Here is an 8,260-nt window from a genome sequence, read left to right as displayed (position 1 = left end):
CCGACCGCCTCTCCGGTGGCGGCCGGCAGCGCCTCGCGATCGCGTGCGCCCTCGCTATGGGTTCCCCGCTTCTCGTTCTCGACGAGCCGACCGCGAACCTCGATCCGCAAGGCATCGAGGACGTCTACGCCGCGCTGACCGAGCTCGCGGCATCCGGCGACAAGGGCATCGTGCTGATCGAGCACAACCTCGATGCCGCCGCCTCGTTCGTGAACCGCGTCGTCGTCCTCGATGCTGCCGGCGTCGTGATCGCCGATGGCCCCGTGGACGAGATCTTGCGGGGGCGCGCGGCGGAACTGCACGCGCTCGGCGTGTGGTTGCCGACCTCGACCCTCGCGGCTCTGCGGCTAGGTGAGGCCGGGTACCGCTTCGATCCGCTGCCGATCAGCCCCGAGGAGCTGCGCGAGGCGCTCGAGCGTCAACCCGCGCCGCCCGCTCTGCGCGAGACGGCTGCGGCTACCGAGGCGGTCGCGTCGGCATCCGGCACGCGCATCGAGGTGCGGGGGCTCACGCTGCGCCGTAAGAAGACCGAGGTGCTGACGGATGTCGCGCTCGACGTTCGCGACGGCGAGTTCCTCGCGATCGTCGGCGCGAACGGGGCGGGCAAGACGACACTGATCCAAGCCCTCGCCGGCGTGCTCACTCCGCCCCGCGGCACGGTCCACATCGATGGCCTCGACGTTGCCCGACTCGACGACCGCGCTCTCTCGACCCACGTCGGGTTCGTGTTCCAGAATCCCGAGCACCAGTTCATCGCAGCGTCAGTGTTCGACGAAATCGCGCATGGCCTGCGCCGCCAGCACCTCGACGAGGCCGAGATCGAGAGGCGCACGCTCGATCTTCTCGACCGCTTCGGGCTGCGCGAGCGAGCGCACGTTCACCCGTTCCTGCTCTCGGGCGGGCAAAAGCGGCGCCTCTCGGTTGGAACCGCCCTTGTAGCCGGGGCCCGGGTGCTCGCCCTCGACGAGCCGACTTTCGGGCAGGACCGCGCGCGAGCAGATGAGCTTCTCGGGCTCCTGCGCGACCTCAATCGCGAAGGCACGACGATCATCGTCGTCACCCACGACATGCAACTGGTCGCCGAGTACGCCGATCGCGTCGCCGTCATGCAGGCGGGGCGCGTCACCGCGACCGGAACTCCGGGCGACGTGTTCGCGGATGCCGAGCTCATCGCCCGCGCAGGGCTGCGGGTGCCGCCACTTGCGCGCGCCCTCGCGCCGCTTGCAACGCACCCGGAGCTGCGCACGATCACGCGGGTCGCTGACCTTCCCGGGGGTGTGTCGTGACGACCGCACCGACACTGCTCCCGGCATCCGTTGCCGATGACCCCTACGCCGCAGTGCGACGCACCTCGGCGGTGCGCTTCCTCTACGGACTGAATCCGCTCGCCACGATCGCAGCGGTCCTTCCGGCCCTCGTACTGCTCGTGTTCGTGCGCGACCTTGCGACACCGCTGGCGTTTCTGGCGCTGTCGTACCTCGTGCTGCTCGTGGGCGTCAGCCTCAGCATCCGATCCGCCGTCCTTCTCGCGCTGGTGATACCCGGCGCGACCCTGGTGTTGGGGTTCGGCTTCGCGCTGTGGACGGATGCCGCACTCGTCGCGAACACCCCGCCCGTGCTGCAGATCGGGGCGTGGACGCTGTACGCCGGCGCGCTCGAGATCGGACTTGCAACGGGCCTCCGGCTTGCGGCGATCCTCGCACTGTCGCTCATCCCGGGCCTCAGCACGACCGGCCCCGACCTCGTACGGGCCTGCGTGCAGCAGCTGCGCGTCCCCTACCGGATCGGGTACACGGCGCTGGCAGCCTTCCGGTTCGTGCCCCGGTTCGGTCACGAGCTCGAGATCATCCGTCAAGCCCATCGCGTCCGCGGCGCGCACCGCGGGCGCGGACCGATCGCGAGCCTGCGCCGGTGGGCCAGCTACCTCGTGCCACTGCTAGCCGGCGCCATCCGCCACGCCGAGCGGGTCGCCCTCGCGATGGACTCCCGCGCCTTCGGCGCCTACCCCGATCGCACCGAGCGCCATCTCGTCCCGTTCCGCACCCGCGACGTCGTTTTCATCGCCGCCTTCTGGGTAGCATCCGCCGCCCTCTTCACCCTCTTTTTCCCCTGGGGCCTCGCCTAGTCAGCCAGCACAGTTGTCCGGGCCGGCGCCGCCGCAAAGAACGACGGATGCCGCGACCCGCGCCTCCTCAGAGGGCGGTGTCGCGGCATCCGTGGTGCGACGAGTGATCAGCGTTTGCCGGCGAGGTCCCGCCCGACGATCTCGCGCATGATCTCGTTCGTGCCGCCATAGATGCGGTGGACGCGAGCGTCGAGGAACGCGCGCGCAATCGGGTACTCGGTGATGTAGCCGTAGCCACCGTGCAGCTGGACGCCGAGGTCGAGCACCTCCCACTCCCGCTCGGTCGCCCAGAACTTGTACTTCGCTGCCTCTTCGGCGCTCAGTTTGCTGTCCTTGTAGGCGCGCATGACGCGATCGGTATATGCCCAGAGAGCCTCGACCGATGCCGCCATGTCGGCAAGCCGGAATCGGGTGTTCTGGAAGTCGGCGATCCGCTCACCGAACGCTTCGCGATCCTTCGTGTAGGCGAGCGTCCAGTCCAGGGCAGCTTGCGCCGCGGCGGCACCGGCGACACCGATCGACATGCGCTCGAGCGGCAGGTTCATCATGAGCTGTACGAAGCCCATGCCCTCACGGCCGCTGATGAGGTTCTCCTCCGGAACGAAGACGTCGCTGAACGAGAGCTCGGCGGTGTCGTGACCGTGGAAGCCCATCTTGTGCAGCTTCTTGCCGTGATCGAAGCCCGCCATGCCGTTCTCGATGAGCAGCAGGCTGAAGGCATCCGGGCGGTTGCCTTCACCGGTCTTGACGAAGGTGACGACGAGGTCGGCGGTCTTGCCGCTGGAGATGAAGGTCTTCGCACCGTTGACGATGTAGCCGCCGTCGACCTTCTTCGCGGTCGTCTTGATGCCGCGCAGGTCGCTGCCGGCGCCGGGCTCGGTCATCGCGAGCGCGCCGATCACCTCTCCGGTCGCCATGCCGGGAAGCCACTTCTCCTTCTGCTCCTGCGTGCCCATGTGCACGAGGTAGGGCACGGCGAGGTCATCCTGAATGCCGAACGCGCCGGCCAGCGATCCCGAGCCCGCGGCGATGACCTCTTCCATGACGATCGCCCGGAAGCGGTAGTCCTGCAGCATCCCGGCCCCGCCGAACTCTTCGGGCACCGACAGTCCGATGAGCCCGGACTCACCCGCAGCCTTCATCGTGTCGCGGTCGATCTCGCCGTCGGCATCCCACCGGGCGATTGCCTCGTTCGTGACGTATCGCTTGACGAACTCCTTGACGACGTCGCGGAACGCCTCGTGGTCTTCGTCGTAGATGTCGCGCTCCATGTGAGCCCTTCCTTCCACATCGATGGCGCGGGCCTGCCGGAATCGGCGGATCGGCCCCATCGCCGACGCGATTCTATGCCCGCATGCCACCCTCGTTTCGAACCCGGTGTGGGATTGGGGTTCACGTGGGGCGGTACCGCGTCTCGCGTTTGTAGGATGCCTCCAGGTTCGGCATCTGGTTCGGATGATCAGCCATGCGGGTTGACAGTTCATCGTATTTTTGTTCGACTGTGCAGATGCGATGGAACGGGCAAGCGATCGGAGCGAGCGACGCCAACGCGCTGCCTGGGATGGAGCACCTCGGCGGCTTCGTCCGGTCCGTCACGACGCCCGAGTTCGCGGGCATGACCTTCCATGAAGTCATTGCCAAGAGCGCCCTCAACCACGTGCCGGGCGCATCGGCGATGCCGTTCGACTGGACAGTGAACCCCTACCGGGGCTGCAGTCATGCCTGCTCCTACTGCCTGGCTCCGGAAACCACGATCCTGCTCGCCGACGGCCGCACCCGCGCCCTCGGCGATCTCCGGGTCGGCGATTCGATCATCGGCACGGAACGCCGCGGAGAGTACCGCCGGTACGTCGCCACAACGGTGCGCGCGAAGTGGACGACGAATCGACGCGCGCACCGCGTGACCCTCGCCGATGGGACAGAGCTCATCGCCAGCGCCGATCACCGCTTCTTGACCGAGCGGGGCTGGAAGCACGTGATGGGCGCGATGAGCGGCCCCGGCCAGCGCCCCTACCTGACACTCAACAACCGGCTGATGGGTTTCGGGATTGGTACGGCTCGAGCGGCAGGGCACGACTCCACCGAGAGATCGTGGCGGCTGGGCTACCTGGCGGGGATGATCCAGGGCGACGGGATGATTCTGCACAAGACATATCCGCGTCCGCAGCGCACCTGGACGATTCACGCCTTTCGGCTCGCGCTCGCGGACACGGAGGCTCTGGAACGCACCCAGGCGCTATTGGCGCTCGAGGGAATCCCCACCAACGTCAGGCCGTTTACAGCCGCCACCGAGCAGCGGCGCGCCATGCTCGCCATCCATACAGCACGCAAAGAGGGGGTCGCCGCAATTGAGACCCTCATCCAACGACCCACACACCCGAGCGAGGAGTGGCTCGCCGGATACCTGGGCGGGATCTTCGACGCCGAAGGCTCCTGTTCGCAGGGTGTGCTGAGAATCAGCAACAAGAGCGAGAACGTGCTCGGCACGGTGCGAGAGGCGCTCGCGTGCTTTGACATCCCTGCCGTCACCGAGGGGCCACGACCGAACGGGGTCAGCGCTATTCGTGTCACCGGCGGGCTGGCTTCACGGATGCGCTTCTTCGATATCTCACACCCCGCAATCACGAGGAAGCTGTCGATCGTCGACACTGCGGTGAAGACATCGAGCGATCTCCGCGTCGTCGGAATCGAAGATCTCGGTCACAGCATCGACATGGTCGACATTACGACCGGCACCGGCGACTTCATCGCGAACGGCGTTATTAGTCACAACTGTTTCGCCCGCGGCACGCACGAGTATCTCGAGCTGGATGCCGGGCGCGACTTCGATTCGCAGATCGTCGTGAAGGTCAACGTCGCCGACGTGCTGCGCACCGAGCTCGCGCGACCGTCATGGACGGGCGAGCCGGTCATGCTCGGCACGAACACCGACCCGTACCAGCGCGCAGAGGGACGGTACCGACTCATGCCCGGGATCATCCAGGCGCTGACGGACGCCGGCACGCCGTTCTCGATCCTCACCAAGGGGACGCTGCTGCGCCGCGATCTGCCGCTTCTGACAGAAGCCTCGCGTGAGGTCGATGTCTCCCTCGCGATGTCGATAGCCGTCTTCGACGACGCCCTGCAGCGCACGCTCGAGCCGGGGACGCCGAGTGCGGCGGCGCGGCTCGAGACCGTGAGAGCGGCGACGGATGCCGGGTTCCGCGTCACCGTGTTCCTGATGCCGATCCTCCCCCACCTCACCGATTCGATCGCCACGCTCGATGATGCGCTGGGACGCATCCGCGCATCCGGTGCACACCGGGTGGTGTTCGGCGCGTTGCACCTTCGCCCGGGGGCGAAGCAGTGGTTCTGGCAGTGGCTCCAGCGGGAGCATCCGGAACTCGTCGGGTCGTATCGCGGACTGTACCCGGGCGCTTCCGCGTACGCGCCGAAGCCGTACCGGCAGTGGCTGGCCAAGCGGGTCCGCCCGCTGCTGCGGGTGCATGGCCTGACCGGGCACGCCGAGGAAGAAGCGCCCCCACGCGAGCCGGTGCCCGGCCTGGCAGCGCGGAGAGCTGCGGCATCCGTCGTCACGACCTCGCGTGGCCGGCGGGCTGACGCCGCCGCCATGCTCTTCTGAGGCGACGCCTTCTGCACACCGCCGTAGGACAAATCCCGCAGGGAGGACGATCCGGTGGGGATTCGTCCTGCCTGCGGGATATTGCCTACGTCAGGGATGTTGCCGAGGCGCGGGGGATGGCCTCGGCCTCAGGCGTCGACGTCGGCGAGCTGACGGCCCGCGATCTCTTCGAGAAGGTCGTCGCCGACGCGGGCGTCCTCGAAGGGCGCCTCGATCTCGGCGCGGTCGAGCATCTCGGTCATGCGGCGACGGCGCTGACGCGTGATGAGCGTGACGACGCGACCCTCACGACCCGCACGGCCGGTGCGTCCCGAGCGGTGCAGGTACGTCTTGTACTCGTCGGGGGCGTCGGCCTGTACGACCAGGTCGATGTCGTCGACGTGGATGCCGCGCGCGGCGACATCCGTCGCGACGAGCACCCGCACCCGGCCCGAGGTCAGCTTCTCGAGGTTGCGCGTGCGCTTGGCCTGGTTGAGGTCACCGTGGAGGGCGAGCGACGGGATGCCAGCGTCGTCGAACTGCTCGGCAAGCATCTCGGCGTACGCACGCGTGCGGGCGAAGACGAGGGTCTTGCCATCACGATCGACGAGCGAAGTCAGGATCTCGGCCTTGTCGCGGTGGTCGATCACGAGGACGCGATGCTCGATGGTGCTCGAGTCCTGGTCTTCACCGGCGACCTCGTAGACGGCGGGCTCGACGAGGAACTCATCGACGAGCGCGGCGACCTCACGGTCGAGCGTCGCCGAGAACAAGAGCTTCTGGCTGCCGTCGGCGGTCAGACGCAGGATGCGCTGCACCGGCTCAAGGAAGCCCAGCTCACACATGTGGTCGGCCTCGTCGAGGACGGCGATGCGCACCTCGGACAGATCGAGCTTGCCCTGTTCGACGAGGTCCTCGATGCGGCCGGGGGTGCCCACAATGATGTCGACGCCCTTCTTGAGGGCACCAACCTGGCGCGCCTGGGGCACGCCGCCGTAGATCTGGGTCGTGAACAGGCCGACGCTGCGAGCGATCGGCTGGATCGTGCGGTCGATCTGCAGCGCGAGTTCGCGGGTCGGAGCTAGCACGAGCGCCTTGGGCGACCGGCCGAACTCCCGCCGGGTGCCGGCCTGCGAGCGCAGGATGCTTTCCACGAGCGGGGCGCCAAAGGCGATGGTCTTGCCCGAGCCGGTTCGGCCGCGGGCTAACACGTCGCGTCCCTCGAGGATCGGAGCGATGGTTGCCGCCTGGATCGGGAACGGGGATGCCGCCCCCAGCTCGGCGAGCACGCGGACGATGTTCTCACCGAGTCCAAGGTCACCAAAGCCGACGCCCTCGACGGCGTCAGCCTGAACGGCCTCGGCCTGCAGACGCTCGTGGACGACATCCACGTGCTCCTCGTGCGCAGCAGATCGCGTCGGCGCGTTCCAGTCGGAGCGGTTCGGACGGTCATCGCGGCGCGGGCGGTCGTCGCGGCGCGGCCGGTCGCCAGAACCAGCGCGGTCGTCCCGGCGAGGACGGTCACTATAACCAGCGCGGTCGTCCCGACGAGGACGGTCACTGTAACCAGCACGGTCGTCCCGACGAGGACGGTCACTGTACGAGGAGCGGTCATCACGCTGCGGGCGATCATCGCGACGCGGGCGGTCTGCGTAAGAGGGACGGTCATCACGACGCGGGCGCTCCGAGTAACGATCCTGACCCTCACGCTGCGGGCGGTCACCGTACGAAGGACGGTCATCACGACGGGGACGATCCCCGTACCCACCGCGGTCATCACGACGCGGGCGGTCACCGTACGAGGGGCGGTCATCACGACGCGGACGATCCCCGTACGAGGGACGGTCATCACGACGCGGACGATCCCCGTATGAGGGACGGTCATCACGACGCGGACGGTCATCACGCTGCGGGCGATCATCGCGACGCGACCGGTCACCATACGAGGGGCGATCATCACGACGCGGGCGGTCACCGTAGCGATCCTGGCCGTCGCGCTGTGGACGGTCGTATGCCGGACGGTCATCACGACGCGGACGGTCACCGTAGGCCGGACGGTCATCGCGCGACCCGCGGTCGTAGCCGCCGGGGCGCTGGCGATCATCGCGAGCCGGGCGGTCATCACGACGCGGACGGTCGTCCCGAGCATGGGAACGGATGGCGCGAGCCTCGTCGCGACCTGCGCGCTCCTGCGCCGTCCAGCGACGCTTGGGCTCGCCGCTCGACTCTGCGGCCTCGGGACGGTAGCCCCGATGGCTCGGGCTCTTGCTACCGGGCTTTCCGGCCGACGACGTACCGGGGCGACGCTTGCGGTCCTGGTACGCGGTCTTCTCTCCGTAGCGCGGTTCGAAGTTCTTGGCTGCGCGGCCGCCGGCCGGCTTCTTGCTCTTGGGCATGGGTGTGTTCTTCCTGGGTTCTCTCGCACGAGAACAGCAGTCGAGACGCGCTCGACAGGCCCGGACTCTCTTGGCCGGGGGCCATTCATGTGATGGTCATGCACGCCGATCGGCGCTCACCATCGGCCCCAAGGACTC

5 protein-coding genes are annotated in these 8,260 nt (G+C 68.0%); 3 read left to right on the top strand and 2 right to left on the bottom strand.

Annotated features, from left to right (window positions below; translation table 11 throughout):
- Together BGO47_RS14290 and BGO47_RS14285 are read left to right on the top strand one after the other, a co-directional pair.
- On the top strand, window positions 1–1,286 hold a 1,286-nt coding region (locus BGO47_RS14290), incomplete at its 5' end, for an ATP-binding cassette domain-containing protein (protein ID WP_292712954.1).
- A complete protein-coding gene (locus BGO47_RS14285; protein ID WP_292712953.1) occupies window positions 1,283–2,125 on the top strand; it encodes an energy-coupling factor transporter transmembrane component T in 843 nt (280 codons plus the stop codon). The genes BGO47_RS14290 and BGO47_RS14285, both read left to right, overlap by 4 nt.
- Before the next feature lie 107 nt (window positions 2,126–2,232).
- On the opposite strand, the gene BGO47_RS14280 is transcribed toward BGO47_RS14285, so the two are convergent.
- Window positions 2,233–3,396 (bottom strand): acyl-CoA dehydrogenase family protein, encoded by a 1,164-nt coding sequence (locus BGO47_RS14280; protein WP_292712951.1) that lies wholly within the window; start codon window positions 3,394–3,396, stop codon window positions 2,233–2,235.
- 236 nt (window positions 3,397–3,632) lie between these two features.
- Here BGO47_RS14280 and BGO47_RS14275 point away from each other — a divergent pair, with 236 nt between their 5' ends.
- Window positions 3,633–5,747, top strand: a complete 2,115-nt coding sequence (locus BGO47_RS14275) for an intein-containing Rv2578c family radical SAM protein (protein ID WP_292712949.1) — start codon at window positions 3,633–3,635, stop codon at window positions 5,745–5,747.
- A 128-nt stretch (window positions 5,748–5,875) separates the two neighbouring features.
- On the opposite strand, the gene BGO47_RS14270 is transcribed toward BGO47_RS14275, so the two are convergent.
- Window positions 5,876–8,122, bottom strand: a complete 2,247-nt coding sequence (locus BGO47_RS14270) for a DEAD/DEAH box helicase (protein ID WP_292712947.1) — start codon at window positions 8,120–8,122, stop codon at window positions 5,876–5,878.
- Between the last annotated feature and the right edge of the window lie 138 nt (window positions 8,123–8,260).

It is taken from the genome of Microbacterium sp. 67-17, assembly GCF_001898325.1.
GTDB classification, from domain to species: Bacteria; Actinomycetota; Actinomycetes; order Actinomycetales; family Microbacteriaceae; genus Microbacterium; species Microbacterium schleiferi.
Note: the sequence above shows the minus strand (reverse complement) of the source record. Positions and strands in the feature narration are given on the sequence as shown.